The organism is Embleya sp. NPDC005971, from assembly GCF_040629175.1.
GTDB lineage: Bacteria > Actinomycetota > Actinomycetes > Streptomycetales > Streptomycetaceae > Embleya.
In genome coordinates, this window is sequence record NZ_JBEXUX010000001.1 from 149947 (window position 1) to 165863 (window position 15917).

The 15917-nt window shown below is 70.5% G+C and carries 9 protein-coding genes; 4 read left to right on the forward strand and 5 right to left on the reverse strand.

Annotation, left to right across the window (positions count from 1 at the left end):
- Window positions 1-110 precede the first annotated feature (110 nt).
- The 3 genes from lepA (at window position 111) to hemW (ending at window position 5462) form a co-directional block, all read left to right on the forward strand.
- Entirely contained in the window at window positions 111-1964 is a 1854-nt protein-coding gene (lepA, locus tag ABZ374_RS00680; protein WP_360304580.1) for a translation elongation factor 4, read from the forward strand.
- Window positions 1965-2318: 354 nt separating this feature from the next.
- Window positions 2319-4175 carry a long-chain fatty acid--CoA ligase gene (locus ABZ374_RS00685; RefSeq protein ID WP_360304582.1) on the forward strand — a complete coding sequence of 619 codons (1857 nt, stop codon included), beginning with the start codon at window positions 2319-2321 and terminating at the stop codon, window positions 4173-4175.
- A 66-nt stretch (window positions 4176-4241) separates the two neighbouring features.
- On the forward strand, window positions 4242-5462 hold the full coding sequence (gene hemW, locus ABZ374_RS00690; protein WP_360304584.1) for a radical SAM family heme chaperone HemW: 1221 nt from the start codon (window positions 4242-4244) through the stop codon (window positions 5460-5462).
- 129 nt (window positions 5463-5591) lie between these two features.
- Here the strand turns inward: hemW and ABZ374_RS00695 are convergent, their stop codons facing one another.
- The 4 genes from ABZ374_RS00695 to ABZ374_RS00710 are packed head-to-tail and all read right to left on the reverse strand — an operon-like array spanning window position 5592 to window position 13439.
- Window positions 5592-7565, reverse strand: a complete 1974-nt coding sequence (locus ABZ374_RS00695) for a dynamin family protein (RefSeq protein ID WP_360304586.1) — start codon at window positions 7563-7565, stop codon at window positions 5592-5594.
- A 27-nt stretch (window positions 7566-7592) separates the two neighbouring features.
- Window positions 7593-10265, reverse strand: coding sequence for a dynamin family protein (locus ABZ374_RS00700; protein ID WP_360304588.1), 2673 nt, complete (start codon window positions 10263-10265; stop codon window positions 7593-7595).
- Between the two features lie 43 nt (window positions 10266-10308).
- Window positions 10309-11415, reverse strand: coding sequence for a hypothetical protein (locus tag ABZ374_RS00705; RefSeq protein WP_360304590.1), 1107 nt, complete (start codon window positions 11413-11415; stop codon window positions 10309-10311).
- Window positions 11412-13439 carry a dynamin family protein gene (locus tag ABZ374_RS00710; RefSeq protein WP_360304592.1) on the reverse strand — a complete coding sequence of 676 codons (2028 nt, stop codon included), beginning with the start codon at window positions 13437-13439 and terminating at the stop codon, window positions 11412-11414. The genes ABZ374_RS00705 and ABZ374_RS00710 overlap by 4 nt, the downstream gene beginning before the upstream one ends.
- Before the next feature lie 225 nt (window positions 13440-13664).
- Here ABZ374_RS00710 and ABZ374_RS00715 point away from each other — a divergent pair, with 225 nt between their 5' ends.
- The gene (locus ABZ374_RS00715) at window positions 13665-14558 is read left to right on the forward strand and encodes a phenylalanine 4-monooxygenase (protein ID WP_360304594.1); all 894 of its coding nucleotides are present in this window, start codon (window positions 13665-13667) and stop codon (window positions 14556-14558) included.
- A gap of 94 nt (window positions 14559-14652) precedes the next feature.
- Here the strand turns inward: ABZ374_RS00715 and ABZ374_RS00720 are convergent, their stop codons facing one another.
- The gene (locus tag ABZ374_RS00720) at window positions 14653-15858 is read right to left on the reverse strand and encodes a hypothetical protein (RefSeq protein WP_360304596.1); all 1206 of its coding nucleotides are present in this window, start codon (window positions 15856-15858) and stop codon (window positions 14653-14655) included.
- Between the last annotated feature and the right edge of the window lie 59 nt (window positions 15859-15917).

Sequence of the window (15917 nt, forward strand, 5' to 3'; positions counted from 1 at the left end):
CGATCCCACACCGATCCCACGTGCCACCCGCAGGACCTCGCAAGACCCCGAGACCGCACGACCCTCGCAAGCCCTCGCCAGTCCACCCGATCGAGAATCTGGAAGCCCGCGTGCCCGCGACCCCGCCAGTGAACGTGCCGGAGCCCAGCCGTACCGACCCGGCGCTGATCCGGAACTTCTGCATCATCGCCCACATCGACCACGGCAAGTCGACGCTCGCCGACCGGATGCTTCAGATCACCGGTGTGGTCGATGCGCGACAGATGCGCGCGCAGTACCTCGACCGCATGGACATCGAGCGTGAGCGCGGAATCACCATCAAGTCGCAGGCGGTGCGGCTGCCGTGGACGGCCCCCGATGGTCGGACCCACATCCTCAACATGATCGACACCCCCGGTCACGTGGACTTCACGTACGAGGTGTCCCGTTCGCTCGCCGCCTGTGAGGGCGCGATCCTGCTGGTCGACGCGGCCCAGGGGATCGAGGCGCAGACGCTCGCCAACCTCTACCTGGCGCTGGAGAACGACCTCCAGATCATCCCGGTGCTGAACAAGATCGACCTGCCGGCCGCCCAGCCCGAGAAGTACGCGGCCGAGCTCGCGCACATCATCGGCTGCGACCCGGAGGACGTGCTCAAGGTCTCCGGCAAGACCGGTGTGGGTGTGCCCGAACTGCTGGACGAGTGCGTTCGTCTGGTGCCGCCGCCGATCGGGGCCAAGGACGCGCCCGCCCGCGCGATGATCTTCGACTCGGTCTACGACTCGTACCGGGGCGTGGTCACCTACGTCCGGGTGGTCGACGGCGACCTGAAGAAGCGCGAGCGGATCCAGATGATGTCGACGGGGGTGACCCACGAACTCCTGGAGATCGGCGTCATCTCGCCCGAGCCCAAGCCGTCCGACGGCCTGAGCGTCGGCGAGGTCGGCTACATCATCACCGGCGTGAAGGACGTTCGGCAGTCCCGGGTCGGTGACACGATCACCTCGTTGCACCACGGTGCGACCGAGGCGCTCGGCGGTTACAAGGACCCGAAGCCGATGGTGTTCTCCGGCCTGTATCCGCTGGACGGGTCGGACTACCCCGAGCTGCGCGACGCGCTCGACAAGCTCCAGCTCAACGACGCCGCGCTGGTGTACGAGCCGGAGACCTCGGTCGCGCTCGGCTTCGGCTTCCGCTGCGGCTTCCTGGGCCTGCTGCACCTGGAGATCGTCCGGGAGCGGTTGGAGCGCGAGTTCAACCTGGAGCTCATCTCCACCGCGCCGAGCGTGGTCTACCGCGTGGTCATGGAGGACGGTACCGAGCACACGGTGACCAACCCGAGCGAGTTCCCCGGCGGCAAGATCGCCGAGGTGCACGAGCCGGTGGTGCGCGCCACGATCCTGGCGCCGAGCGAGTACATCGGCACGATCATGGACCTGTGCCAGACCCGGCGCGGGGTCCAGATCGGGATGGACTACCTCTCCGAGGACCGGGTGGAGCTGCGCTACACGCTGCCGCTCGCGGAGATCGTGTTCGACTTCTTCGACGCGCTCAAGTCCAAGACCCGCGGTTACGCGTCGCTCGACTACGAGACCACCGGCGAGCAGGAATCCGCGCTGGTCAAGGTCGACATCCTGCTCCAGGGCGAGGCCGTCGACGCGTTCAGCGCGATCGTGCACAAGGACAAGGCGTACAGCTACGGCGTCGAGATGACCAAGAAGCTGCGCGAGTTGATTCCGCGTCAGCAGTTCGAGGTGCCGATCCAGGCCGCGGTCGGGGCCCGGGTGATCGCCCGCGAGAACATCCGCGCGATCCGCAAGGACGTGCTCGCCAAGTGCTACGGCGGTGACATCAGCCGCAAGCGCAAGCTGCTGGAGAAGCAGAAGGAAGGCAAGAAGCGGATGAAGATGGTCGGCCGTGTGGAGGTGCCGCAGGAAGCCTTCATCGCGGCGCTGTCCACCGACGACAGCGGCGGCAAGAAGTAGGCGGGAAGAGGTAGGCGGCAAGCAGGCGGCGGGAAAGCAGGACACCGCGGCCGGGCACGGCGGGTGTGGCGCGCGCGATTCGCGGACGGATCCGGGCGAAGCTACTACCGCGTAGCCCTGCGGCGGCGTACGTTGCGGGTGCATCGGGCAGAACCGATGCACCCGCTTTGCTTTTTTGCTCCCGCGATACCTGACGCTCCCCCCCGGCCGCTACCGACATCGGGCTCTCACCCCCGCCGATACCGGTATCGATACCGGTACTCGGCATTGCCAGCACTCCCTGAACCGCGCAGCCCGGGATCCACCCGGGTCGACATCCCCGGGCCGTCAGCCGCCCAGGAGCAGGAGGCCGCAGTGAGTCCAGAGTCGGTCGGCATCGACCACCGCCCACCGTCCATCGCCGTGGACTTCCTGGAGCGCATTCGCGCGACGCCCGAACGCGAGGCGTATCGGCACCCGGTGGCGGTGGGTGACGGCGACCGCGAGGAATGGCGTTCGCTCACCTGGGGACAGGCCGGCGACCGGGCCAAGGCGATCGCCGCCGGCCTGGTGGTGCTGGGGGTCGAACCCGAGGACCGGGTCGCGATCGTCGCCGAGACCAGGCTGGACTGGGTACTCGCCGACCTGGGCGTCATGTGCGCCGGAGCGGCCACCACCACCGTCTATCCGACCACCAACGCCGACGAGGCGGCCTTCATCCTGGCCGACTCCGGCAGCGTGGCGGCCTTCGCCGCCGACGACGCCCAACTCGCCAAGCTGCGCGGCGAGCGGGCCGCCCTCGGCGCGGTGCGCAAGGTGATCGTCTTCGACCACACGCCCGACCGGGACGGCGACGACTGGGTGCTCACCCTCGCCGAACTGGAGGAACTCGGCCGCGCCCGGCTGGCGAAGGAGCCGGATCTGATCGAGACCCGGGTCGCCGCGATCACCCGGGACCAGCTCGCGACGTTGATCTACACCTCCGGAACCACCGGCCGGCCCAAGGGAGTTCGGCTCGCCCACGACACGTGGGCCTATCAGGCCGCCGCGCAGGCCGCGATGGGGCTGACCGACATGGACGAGTTGCAGTACCTGTGGCTGCCGCTCGCGCACTGCTACGGCAAGGTGATGATGTCCGGCCAGATCCGGATCGGCTACCCGACCGCGATCGACGGTCGCATCCCCAAGCTGATCACCAACCTCCCGATCGTGCGCCCGACCTTCATGGCCGCCGCGCCACGGGTGTTCGAGAAGGTGTACAACTCCGTGCACATGCGGATGCGGGCCGAGGGCGGCCTCAAGTATCGGATCTTCCGGTGGGCGATCGGCGTCGGTCGGGAGATGTCGCAGACCCGGCAGGCCGGTCGTACGCCCTCCGCGCTGTCCGAGGCCAGGTATCGGCTGGCCGATCGGCTCGTCTTCGCCAAGCTGCGCGACCTGTTCGGCGGCCGGCTCAAGGGCTGTATATCCGGCAGTGTCGCGCTCTCGCCCGACGTCGCGGAGTTCTTCGACGCGATCGGCATCCCCATCCTGGAGGGCTACGGCCTGACCGAGGCCAGCGCGGGCAGCTCGGTCAACCGCTACGACGCGCACCGCATCGGCACCGTCGGCGTGGTGCTGCCCGGCTCGGAGCTGCGGATCGCCGAGGACGGCGAGCTGCTCGTGCGCGGCCCGGCGGTGATGCAGGGCTATCACAACAACCCCGAGGCCACGGCCGAGGTGCTCACCGAGGACGGCTGGCTGCACACCGGCGACATCGCGGTGATCGAGGACGGCTTCCTGCGGATCACCGACCGCAAGAAGGACCTGATCAAGACGTCGGGCGGGAAGTACGTGGCGCCCAGCGAGATCGAGGGGCGCTTCAAGGGCATGTGCCCGTACGTCAGCAACATCCTGGTGCACGGCGAGAGCCGCAACTTCTGTTCCGCGCTGATCACCCTGGACCCGGACGCGATCCGGGGCTGGGCCGCCGACCGACCGGCACTGCGGGACAGCTCGTACGAGGAACTGGCCGGCAGCGCCGAGGCACGCGCGCTCATCGCCGATTGTCTCGAGGAACTCAACGCCGGGCTGCAGCGCTGGCAGACGGTGAAGAAGTTCGCCATCCTGCCGCGCGACCTGAGCGTGGAGCACGGCGAGCTGACGCCCAGCCTGAAGGTCAAGCGACGGGCGGTGGAGCGGGAGTACGCGGAACTGCTCGACGACATGTACAAGGACACGCTGGTCACCTGAGCCCGGGGCGGACCGCGCGGATCGACGATCGCCGAGGCCGGTCGCCGGCTCGTGGACAATGGGAGGATGCCCTCCGCACCCCCCGACGGTCTGCCCGTGCCCGAAGACGGTTCGTTGCCCACGTCCGCACTCGCCGAGTTCGCGGGGGCGGGTCGCCCCTTCGGCTTCTACGTGCACGTGCCCTACTGCGCGTCACGGTGCGGCTACTGCGACTTCAACACCTACACCGCGACCGAGCTGGGCGGGTCGGCCTCGCAGGGGTCCTACGCGGACGACGCGATCGCCGAGATCCGGCTGGCCCGGCGGCTGCTGGGCGAGGTGGACCGACCGGTGGAGACGGTGTTCTTCGGCGGTGGCACGCCCACCCTGCTGCCGGCTTCGGACCTGGCTCGGATCCTGGGTGCGATCCGGGACGAGTTCGGGCTCGCCGCCGGGGCCGAGGTGACCACCGAGGCCAATCCCGAGTCGGTGGATCCGGCCTACCTGGACACGCTGCTCGCGGGCGGCTTCAACCGGCTGTCGTTCGGCATGCAGAGCGCGCGCAAACACGTGTTGCAGATCCTGGATCGCCGGCATACCCCGGGTCGGCCAGAGCAGTGTGTGGCCGACGCGCGTGCGGCCGGGTTCGAGCACGTCAACCTGGACCTGATCTACGGCACGCCGGGGGAGTCCGACGACGACTGGCGGGCCTCGCTGGACGCGGTGCTGGGGGCTCGGCCCGACCACGTCTCGGCGTACGCGCTGATCGTCGAGGACGGGACCCGGCTGGCCGGGCGGGTGCGGCGCGGCGAGTTGCCGATGCCGGACGACGACGTGCTCGCGGACCGGTACCTGATGGCGGACGAGGCGTTCTCCGGCGCCGGGCTCGGCTGGTACGAGGTGTCCAACTGGGCCGCCGACGACGCGGCGCGCTGCCGGCACAACGAGCTGTACTGGACCGGTGCCGACTGGTGGGGTGCGGGGCCGGGGGCGCACAGCCATGTGGGTGGCGTGCGGTGGTGGAACGTCCGGCATCCCGCCGCGTACGCGCAGCGGCTGGCCGCGGGGGTGTCTCCCGGCCAGGGGCGTGAGCTGCTCACGGCGGAGGATCGCCGGGTCGAGCGCATCCTGCTGGAACTGCGGTTGGCGGAGGGGGTGCCGCTCTCGCTCCTTGCGGAGGCGGGGAGGAAGGCGGCGGAGCGGGCCGCGGGGGACGGGTTGCTGGAGCCGCTTGGGAGTGGGCGGGCGGTTCTCACCTTGCGGGGGCGGTTGTTGGCGGACGCGGTCGTGCGGGATCTGGTGGACTGAGGGTGGCCTCTGCGCCCGCCGGGCCGGGTTCGCCTCAAGCGCCGGCGGGGCTGAGTGGCCTCAAGCGCCGGCCGGGCTGATTTGGCCTCGAACGTCGGCCGGGCCGAGGTGGACTCGGCTGCCGGGGTTTCACATGGCCACGTCCATGATGAGGTCGGCCAGGGATTCGTCCACCCGGTTGAGTTCCTGGGCGTAGCGGCGCATTTCGGTGCTTTCGCGCTTGGCGTCGGACTCGCCCTGCTCCTTGGTGCGCAGGGCCGCGCCCACCTCGTCGCGGATCGACTTGATCTCGGCGTCCAGGCCCTGGGCGATCGCGTCGCGCATCTTGCGGAGTTGCTTGACCACCTCTTCGCCCAGGTTGGTCACGTCGGTGTCGGCCTGCTTGCGCAGTTCGAGCTGGACCTGCTCGGCGACCTGTTCCTTGAGCCGGCGGTTGGCCTTGTTCAGTTGCAGCGCGCCCTTGAACACGGTCGAACCGAGCACCGCGCCGAGGATCACGAACGGGCCCAGGCCGACCAGGAAGGCCGCCGTGCCGACCGCGATCTGCGGCAGCAGCGCGGTGAGCATCGACCTGAGGTTGAATTTGCCGCCGGAGACCGCGGTCGCCGGGTCGAGCACGAAGCTGACCGCGTCCGCGAGCAGCCGCTCGATCGGCGTCGAGGGTTTGCCGTCCTCGTCGGTGCCGACCGGGCCGGCGGTGAGCGAGGCGCGGATCTCGTCGATGCGGGTGACGAACTGCTTCACGTCGTCGTCGATCATGCGTTCCATGTCCTCGACGCGGCGCGCGACGAGCGGCTTGAGTTCGCTCTCCTGCCACTGGGCGAACTCGACCTGGACCCGCCCGGAGAGATGGTCGGTGATCTCCTTGACCGCCGCCTCCATCTTCTCCCGCGCGTTGAACGGATTGGCGCCGATGGTGTTGCTCGGGTCGTACTCCTGCGCCCAGTTCGGGATGTTCGCGGCGACCCGGTCCATGAACCGCCGGGTCGCGGCCTCCACCTCGCCGCGGGTCTCGCGCAGGTGCTCCTCCATCTGCGCGACGATCACCCGGCGATTTTGCTCCAGCCGGGTCAGCGGACCCTGGACCCGCTCGTAGGTGGCCCGCAACTCCTCGACGTCCTGGGTCAGCAACGCCTCCTTGCGGTCGATCTGTTCGCGCGCCTCGATCAGCAGGTACTTCAACTCCCGGGCGGGCGACAGGATCTTGGCCCGGCCGCGCTCGCGGGTCAGGAAGTCCTCCAGGCCGCGCTCCAGTTCGGGCATCCCGGAGCCGGCCAGCAGCTCCGGGTCGCCCTTTTGCCGGCCGGTCAGCGCGGCCCGGGCGTTGACGAAGAAGACCCGGTCCGGGCGGGAGAGGTAGGGCGAGAGGCGCTTGCGGATCTCCCGCTGCACGTCCTCGCGCTCCTCCTCCTCGACCAGGTTGATCTTGTTGCCGACGTAGAACACGTCCTCGTGTCCGCGCGCCTTGACGTGCACGTCCAGGAAGAGCTGTTCGCTGCGCGACATCGCGGCCTGGCAGTCCACCACGAACACCAGCACATCGGCCTGTTCGAGGTAGTTCAGGGTGACCTTCTCGCGCTCGGGGGCCTCGTTGAGACCCGGCGAGTCGACCACCACGACGCCGTTGCGGCACAGTTCGAGCGGCCAGCGCACCACCGCCCGCTCGTACGGATTCGGGGTGTTGTCGTCGTCCGCGCCGATGGTGACGTAGTCGGCGATCTCGTCCACGCCGACGGTCAGCGGATCGCCCGCCGTACCGTCCGCCTCCAGCGGATAGATCAGCGCCGAGCGGGTGTCACCCCACGTCACCTCGTTGATGATCGCGGTACACGGACGCGCGAAGGAGGGCAGCACCTTCTCGCCGAGCATCGAGTTGATCACCGTGCTCTTGCCGCGCTTGAACTCGCCGACGATCATCACCTTGAACGCCTCGGACGCGGCCCGCTGCTTCAACGAATCCAACTTCTTGACGCCCGCACCGATCCGCAGTCCGGCCACGATCGGCGTGAGCCGGTCGATCAGGCCGACCAGGGTCTCCTGCCGTGCCCGCCACGCGCCGTAACCCGCGTAGGCCCCATCGGCCGCCCCGTGACCCCTGTCCACCCTGAACGCTCCCCTCCTCGACGGCTGTCAGCCCCTGGCACCCAGCATGGTGTTGAGCTGCACCCCGAGCTGCTCGCTGCGCGAGATGAGATCCTGCCATGCGGGTCCATCGGTGCCGACCTTGGCCAGCGCGGTCTGTCGATCGGTGCGCCACGCCTTCTGGCCGCGCACCGCCTCGTCCATCACGCCGGCGTAGAGCGTGTGCAGGCGCTTGGAGACCTCCTCGGAGAAGCCGCCGAGCACCTCCTCGACCGTCGGCTCCAGGGCCTTCATCGCCTGGGCGCGCTGACCCTCGGTCAACGACGTCGACTTGACCTCGCCGAGCACCATGCCGCCGGCAGAGGCGGCCATGCTCGCCCCCATCGGCAGCGCGGAGACGCCGCCGGTGAGCGGGATCAACAGCGCGCCGAGCACGGCCAGGCCGGTCGGGCCGATCCGCCAGGCGAGCTTGCGGCTCTTGAGGTCCTTGAGGCCGAGCGACTCCGCCTCGCCGAGTTCGAACTCGGTGGACAACTGCTCGACCTTCTCCAGCCGGTAGCCGCTGCCGCGGCCGAAGTGCACCTTCATCTTGGCGTCCAGCCATTGCACGTCGGCCTGCACGCTGGAATGCAACTGGGCCTCGAACTTCTTGGCCATCGCCGTGAGTTCGCGGCGCAGTCGGAACGGCAGGTCGCGCTCCCACCAGGTCCGCGGGTCGGGCGCGCGCTCCATTTCGTAGCGCAGCGTGTCCAACAGGTCGCCACGCGAGAGCTGGAGGTGCTCGCGGAACTTCTCCGCGGTCTGGGTGCGTCGCTGCTGGAGCTCGACCCGGACCTTGCCCCACTCGGCGGACATCCGGTCGATCTCCACCTCGGACTGCTCGACGGCGCGCCGCCGTTCGGCCGCGCCCAGCTCGACCGCGGCCAGGCCGTCCCGGCCCACCCGGGCCATCTCGTCGAGCAGCGCGAGCAGTTGGCCCGCGGTCTGCCGCGAGCGCATGCTGCGCCGGCCGCCGGAGGTGGTGTACTCGGTGATCCGCGCCAACACGCCGGTCACCGGCGAGACATCCTCGCGATGCGGGCCGGCGAGCACCTGCAGCGTCGGTGCGATGCGGCGCACCCGGCCGCCCAGGTAGTCGACGATGTCCTCGCGCTCGTCCTCGTCGACGGTGTCCAGCTTGGACACCACCACGGTGATCCGCGGCACGTGCCGGGCGATCACCTCCTCCTCCAGGAACGCGGTCTCGGACAGGCCGAGCGGCGCGCTCGCGGAGACCACCATCAGCACCGCGTCGCTGGCCGCGACGGTGCGCCGGACCAGGTCCTCGGTCCGGCGGTCCTCCTCCTCGGCGTCGGTGCCCTTGCCGCGCCCGGCGTTGACACCGGGGGTGTCCACCAACTCGACGTCCAGCTTGGCCAGCTCGGGGTCGGCGACGAGCACCCGAACGCCGACCAGTCGGACCTGATCCGGGTCCTCCCGCTCACTCAGCCGGTGCACCTCGTCCCACGACGCGGACACCGCCGGCCTGGGTTCGGCCCGCCCGTCGGCGAACTGCAACTCCAGGCGCGGCTCCGGCCCGGCGGCGATCACCAGCGGGACCGGGGTGTGCCGGCCCTCGGGCAACACGGGGGCGCCGAGCAGCCGGTTGATCAGCGAGGACTTGCCGCGGCCGAATTCGCCGACCACCGCGATCCGCAGCCCGGGCCGGCGCATGCGGGCCCGCAACCGGTCCAGTTCGGCGGCGATGGCGTCCAGGCCGAAGTCGCCGGCGATCGCCTGGGCGTCGTTGATCCGACGGCCGAGCGTGGTCGCCGACGGGGCCTGCTTGACCAGGCTGGTCACCGAGCCGGCGGGCACCTCGCCGGCCGGTGCGGGCCTGCGCGCAGCCGGCGCCCCGGGCGCGACCCGCGCGACCCGCGCGGCAGGCGGCGGGACCGCGCCCGCCGACCCGCCTGCGCCCGCCGACCCGCCCGCGCCGGACGGGCCGCCCGCGAGGCGACCCGCCCAGCCCGGGTTCGGCCCCGGAACAGCCGAAGCGTCGCCCGCCGGGCGCGGACCCGGAGCCGGGGCCTGCCTCCGGTCCGCCGTCTGCCCCGACGGGCCGGGTCGGCCGGAGGGCGAGTCGCCCGAGTCGCGACGCGCCGCCGCCTCACGCGGCGCACCGGCCCGCAACCACGTGGTCGTGCTCGGCACGAGTCGGTGGTACGCGGCCACCGCCCCCTCGGGCATCACCCGCGCGTACAGCCCGGCGAGGATCCGCGGGCCGCCCTTGGCGTCCGCTTCGGGGTCGGCCAGGAAGCGGCCGAGCGACTGGAAGAAGCGAGCCCGCTCGGCCAGCGCCTCCGGCTGCATCGACAACGACCAGGCGGCCTCGTCCGCGATCGTGCTCTCGATCGACTTGGCGACCTCGGGCAACTCGGTCAGCTTCACGTGCCGGAGCACGTCCTCGGACGGCCAGGCCCACTGGACCGCGCCCCACACCGGGCGGATCGGCAGTTCGCGGCGCCCCGGGGTGGCCTTGCCGACCCCGATCAGGCTCCACAACGTCCACCCGTTCGCGGTTCGCTCGGGCACCGGCGGCAGCGCCACCGATTCCATGGTGACCCAGCCGCGCAGCTCGTCGCTGCGGTGGATCCCGCTCAACAGGCCCGCGACGCCCGGGCGTCGGCGCGGCTGTACCTGTGCGGCCTGGCGCAGCACGTGTTCACGATCGAACGACATGTGTTGTCCCTACTCCCATCGAATCCGTTGTGATGTCGAACGATCAGGCGTGCGTCGGGTGGGCGACGATCATCGTGGTGTCCCGGTCCTGCCACGCGTTGACGAAGTCCGCGAGCGGAATCGGCTCGGTCTGGCCGAACGGCGCACCGGGGTCGTTGAGCAGGACGTAGACCGAGCCGTCGGGCTGGGTGTCGATGCCGGTGACCCACACGGCGTGTCCCATCGTGGGGTCCTGCTCCATCGGCGCACCGGTGGCCGGGTCCTGCATCGGGGACCAGATCTCCTGAGCGTCCAGGGCGACGATGACCTGATCGCCCTTCTCCAACGCGTCGAGCATCTGCTGCATGTCGGCGCCCGGCACCATGTCGGTGTCCACGCCGTGCATTTCGAGCAGCTTGCCGATGTCGTCGGTTCTGGTGCCGTTCTCCGGGTCGTAGATGCCGGCCTGCTGGGCCTCGGTCATCAGCGCGTTCTCGTCCAACGGCAGGCCGGTGAGCTTCTCCAGGATCATCCCCTGGGAGACCACCGCGCAGCTCGTCGGGCTGACCTGCTGCTGCCAGTACTGCGCGTCGCCGACCGGGTCGCCGAAGCCGTCGAACTCGGCCGGCGTCCAGTTGTTCGGCGCGTGGTACGTCCAGTTGCCCGAACCGTCGTCGACGGCGCCCCACGCGGCGGGGACACCGGGCTCGCTGTTGCCCGTGCCCGGGTAGCTCGCCGGGTCGGCGTACGGGTCGCCGCCCTGCGGGTCGGCGTACGGGTCGCTGCCGTACGGGTCGCCGTAGGGATCGGCGTACGGGTCCGAGCCGTACGGGTCGTTCGCGAGCTGGTCGTCGCGCCACTGCTGACTGGGCGTGGCGGCCGGGTCGCCTCCGTCGTTGGGGTCGAACATGTGCGGGTCGTACATGTCGATCTTGCCGTCGCCGTCGCTGTCCGCGTGGAACGGGTCGTAGTTCGGGTCGTGCAGCGGATCGAAGTTCGGGTCCGTGTACGGCAGAGTGGAGTTGGGATAGGCGCCGTTGCTCTCGCCGCCCGCGTCGGTCTCCCACAGTGGTGCCGCCCCGACAGTGCCCCCGTCGGCGGTGTCCAGTGTGTCGATGGTGTCGTCGGAGACCATCGCGAACAGGTCGTCGTCGTGCGTGTAGTCGCTCATCTGCCGAATTCCCCCCGGCGTGTGAGGCGCTCGCGTTGGTTGTTCACCGTGTCGCGGCGCCGTTCCGTCTGCCTGTCCGCGTCCTGCAACAGGCTTCTGCGAGCCGCGAGAATATCCTCACGGCGGTGATGCTCGGTCACCAGTTCGGCGACCGTCGCCTCGTACCTGGCCCGGTAGCGGTCCACGTGTTGTGAGACGTCCAGCGAATAGTGCGTGGTGGCCGTGCCGACGGCTTCGTCGATCTGTCGGGACAAACCGTCGGCGACGGTTCGCAGTGTCTGATGCATTTCGACGCGTGCGCGGTTCCGCAGGGCCGTCATGTCGGTGGATGAGAGTGAATCCGCCACTTTGGCCATGAATCCGCCGAAGCCGGCTCGGCCGGACGGTGCTCCCGGCTCGCCGTGGCGGGCGCCGCCGAACCACTGGTCCAGCGCGCCGCCGATCCGGGCGCCGGGGGTGCGCGGCCCGGCCGGATCGAGTCGCACGGCGCGGATCTGCTGGGTGACCCCGGTGACCGAGTCCTGATATGTACGCATCGCCGCGTCCGCGAGCTGATGCCCGGTCAGCACGGTGACCCGGTCCGGGCCGGCCGGGCGGTGGATCGCGCCGAGCTTGCGATACGCCGCCTCGAACGCGGTGTCGGCGGCGGCCCGGGCGCTCTCGGCGGCGGTGGCCAGCGCGCCGGTGACGGCCTGCTGCACGATGTCGCCGATCCGGGGCAGGCCCTGGCGGATCAGTTCGGGCGCGCGGACCGCGATCACCGCGCGCAGTTCGTCCGGGGTCTCCGCGCCGTCCAACGTGTGGTCGATCTCGGCCTGGGTGTAGCGCCACCACTGCGGGGCCATGCCGCCGACCGCCTGCTGCGCGCGCTGGGCGCCGGCGCCGAGCAGGCGTGCGGTCTCCCCGTGTTGGGCCCGGACGAAGGCGGCCATGTCGGCGATCCGGGCGCCCGCGAGCTCGGCCTCCTCGGCGTCCAGCCGCTGCTGGGCCAGGGTCACCTCGCGGCGCAGTTCCTCGAGCAGGTCCTCCAGGAGCCGGAGCAGGTGGTCGGATACCGCGACGATGCGCTGACGCTGCATCAGGTCCCGGAGTCGGGTCAGCGTGCGAGGAAACTCCTCGGCCCAGTAGGCCTGTTCCGGTCCGCGCAACGGTCGTCCGGAGGCGAGCCGGACCACCGGCTCGGCGGCCACCGGCTCGATCACCGGATCGGCCACGCCCAGCATCCGGGCGAACCGCTGCCGGACGTGGGCGAGCAGATCCTCCCGCTCGTCCTCGTCGATGTGGTCCATCTTGGTGACCAGGACGATGCAACGGCGCAGTTGCCCGGGGTCGAGCGCGTCGGTCAGGAACTCGGCCAGCGACACCGGCGAGGGCGACGTGGACGCGGTGAGCACCGCCGCGACGTCGGCGATGTCGCGCATCACCGTGCGGGTGATCTCGGTGTGTCCGACCCGGGCGTTGGTGCCGGGAGTGTCGATGATCACCAGCCCGTCGCGCAGTGCCTCGGCGGGGTGGCGCACCTCCAGGCTTTGCACGTGCGGCGCGATGGTGTCGTCGGCGGTGAGCAGCCGCAGGACGCCGGCCGTGTCGTCGGGCACGGCCACGTGCGGGGCCAACTGGGCGAGCATCCCGCCGAGCGGACTGGCCGCGCCGGTGTAGCGCCCGGAGGGGTAGACGTAGCGGTATCCGTCGCCGTTGAAGCGCACCTCGACGGCGAACTCGTCACCGTAGGTGATCCTGGTCGCCGCGCCCGTGGTCGGCAGCGCCGAGGTGGGCAGCAGGTCCTCGGCCAGCAGTGCGTTGATGAACGTGCTCTTGCCGGCCGAGAACTCGCCGATCACGGCGAGGTAGTACCGATCGTCGCGCAGTCGCGTCTCGATCTCGCGAATGCGTTCGGTCAACTGGGTCAGTCGCTCCTGGTCGCCGACGATGCGGCGCACCATGGCGAGTGCGAAGTCGAGATGGTCGGAGGTCTCGGTGAGCGCCTCGACCACATCGCGTCGCTTCGAACGATCCCCGGCCATGCCGCGAGAATCCACCACCGCGCCCCCTCCCGACGGTGCCCTCCCCGATGTACGGGCGATCCTGCCACGCGGGCCCGAATCCCGTCTCGATGCAGGCATAGCCGATCCACGCGACCGCCCCCACCGGACCGATTAGTCCGAAAAGTAGGCATTCGTCGCATACTGGTGCTGTATGGGTACCTCGGCTCGTCCGGCGAGCCGATGGCGATGCGATCAGGAGACGCCATGTTCGAGGAGGCCCAATATCTGGCCCCGGTCACCCGCAGGGCCGACGGCGGAGTCCAGGTCGAGCTGTCCCGCAGCCACCCGGGGTTCGCGGACGCGGTGTATCGCGAGCGGCGCAACCGCATCGCGGAGCTGGCCCTGAAGCACCACCGCGGCGACCCGATCCCGGAGGTCGAGTACACCGAGGAGGAGCACGAGGTCTGGCGCCTGGTCTCGCGCGAGTTGTCGATCGCACACGCGGAGTACGCGGTCGCGGACTATCTGGAGGGTGCCGCGCGGCTGAAACTGCCGACCGACCGGATCCCCCAGTTGGAGGAGGTCGGCGGCGCGTTGCAACCGCTCACCGGGTTCCGTTACCTGCCGGCGGCCGGCCTGGTCCCGCTGCGCGACTTCTACGGATCACTGGCCGACTCGTACTTCCACTCGACGCAGTACATCCGCCACCACAGCGTGCCGCTCTACACGCCCGAGCCGGACGTCGTGCACGAGGTGATCGGGCACGCGAACATGCTCGCCTCGGACCGGTTCGCCGCGCTCTACCGGGTGGCCGGCGAGGCGGCCCGCCGGGTGGAGAGCCGCGAGGCGCTGGAATTCGTTTCCAAGGTCTTCTGGTTCACCCTGGAATTCGGCGTCATGCACGAGGCGGGCGTGCTCAAGGCGTACGGCGCGGGGATCATGTCGTCCTACGGCGAGATCCGCGAGTTCCGCACCGTCGACATCCGCGACCTCGACCTGGTGTCGATGGGCACGATGCAGTACGACATCACCCACTACCAGGACATCCTGTACGCGGCCCGCTCGATGACCCAGTTGGAAGACGTCGTCGGGGCCTTCTGGGCCGACTGCACCGACGAGTCGATCGCCGCACTGTGCGCCGCGGCGAAGACCCCGTAGCCCTTCGTTCACCCGTGCGGGTGATCGGGCAGCACGTTGCCCGGTCGTCCGCACGGGCGGCTTCGCGGCCGGTCGGGCCGCCCGCGAGGACCCGCTAGACCCGGCGTACGAAGACCCGGCCGAAGTCGCCGCCCGTGGCCAGGAGGGTGCCGTCGGCGGAGAAGGCGAGGCGGCGTACTCGTTGGTCGTCGTGGCCGGGCAGGGCCCGCCCGTCGGCCTCGCGCAGTTCCGCGTCGTACACGTGCAGCGTGCCGGTGCGACGGCCGCCGACCGCGAGTCGCTTGCCGTTCGGTGAGTAGGCCCACGCGTAGCACGTGTTCCAACCGTTCGGGTGGTGCGGGTCGGTGAAGTGCCAGGCCGGCTCGCCGGTGTCGATCGAGATGGCGAACGGCCCGTGCACCCGGCCCCGGTTCACCAGGAGCAGGGTCTCGCTCGGATCGAAGCCGAGGTCGCCGATCTCCCACGCGAGCGGCACCCGGGCCGCCAGGCGAGCGGTCGCCACGTCCCACACCTCGACCTCGTTGGTCGAGTCCTGCATCGCGTCCCGGTGCCCGTAGACCAACCCACGACTGACCCGCCACACCGCCAGCAGCCGGCCCGACGCGGACAGCGCGGCGGCCCGGCACTCGGTGGTCGACGAGTCGGTCGAGACCTCGCACACCTGCGCACCGGCCGCGTCCAGGACCCGCACCCGGTCGCCGGAGTCGAAGACCACGAGTCGTTCACGGGCCGCGTCCCAGGACGGCTGCACGGTGTACGGGTTGAACAGGGCGTCCTCGAACTGCCGGTAACCGGCGAGCTGTTCCTCGCGCAGGGTGACCAGGTCGAGCCGACGCGTGAACCCGCCGACGGTGTAGACCACCGCCGATCCGGTCGCGTCGAACAACACGCTGCGGATGCCGGTCGGCCGCTCGTCCGTCGGTACCGCGTGCACCGTGCGCCGGATCCCGGTGGCCACGTCCACCAGGCGGATCGCGCCGTCGTAGGCGATCAGCACCGTGTGCCCGTCCGGATGCAGGTCCAGCGCCCGCGACGCGGTCTTGCCCGGCGGCATGAACTCCAACACCACCGGATCCTCCGGCCCGCCCAGCCGGACGAACCCGGCCCGCAGCGCCTTGCCCACCTCCCGACGCAGCGTCACCACCGCGGCGGCCGGATCGGCGAACTCCTTGCGGGTCTGCCGAGCCGCCCCCTCCCCGGACCACGCGGCCCGGACGAACTCGGCGCCGTCCACGGCGAAGGATCGATACTTGGGCCCGGCCGAGTCCGGCAGTACGAGCGTGACCTGTTCCTGTCGCATCGGAGCACGGTAGGGCACGCGGGAGACACGGTGACCGCCCGGTCGCCGAGCGGTCACCG

Bases quoted from the DNA above. Each gene is read 5' to 3' on its own strand.
- hemW (WP_360304584.1), top strand. From the start codon at position 4,242: ATGCCCTCCGCACCCCCCGACGGTCTGCCCGTGCCCGAAGACGGTTCG.
- ABZ374_RS00700 (WP_360304588.1), bottom strand. From the start codon at position 10,265: ATGTCGTTCGATCGTGAACACGTGCTGCGCCAGGCCGCACAGGTACAG.
- ABZ374_RS00705 (WP_360304590.1), bottom strand. From the start codon at position 11,415: ATGAGCGACTACACGCACGACGACGACCTGTTCGCGATGGTCTCCGAC.
- ABZ374_RS00710 (WP_360304592.1), bottom strand. From the start codon at position 13,439: ATGGCCGGGGATCGTTCGAAGCGACGCGATGTGGTCGAGGCGCTCACC.
- ABZ374_RS00715 (WP_360304594.1), top strand. From the start codon at position 13,665: ATGTTCGAGGAGGCCCAATATCTGGCCCCGGTCACCCGCAGGGCCGAC.
- ABZ374_RS00720 (WP_360304596.1), bottom strand. From the start codon at position 15,858: ATGCGACAGGAACAGGTCACGCTCGTACTGCCGGACTCGGCCGGGCCC.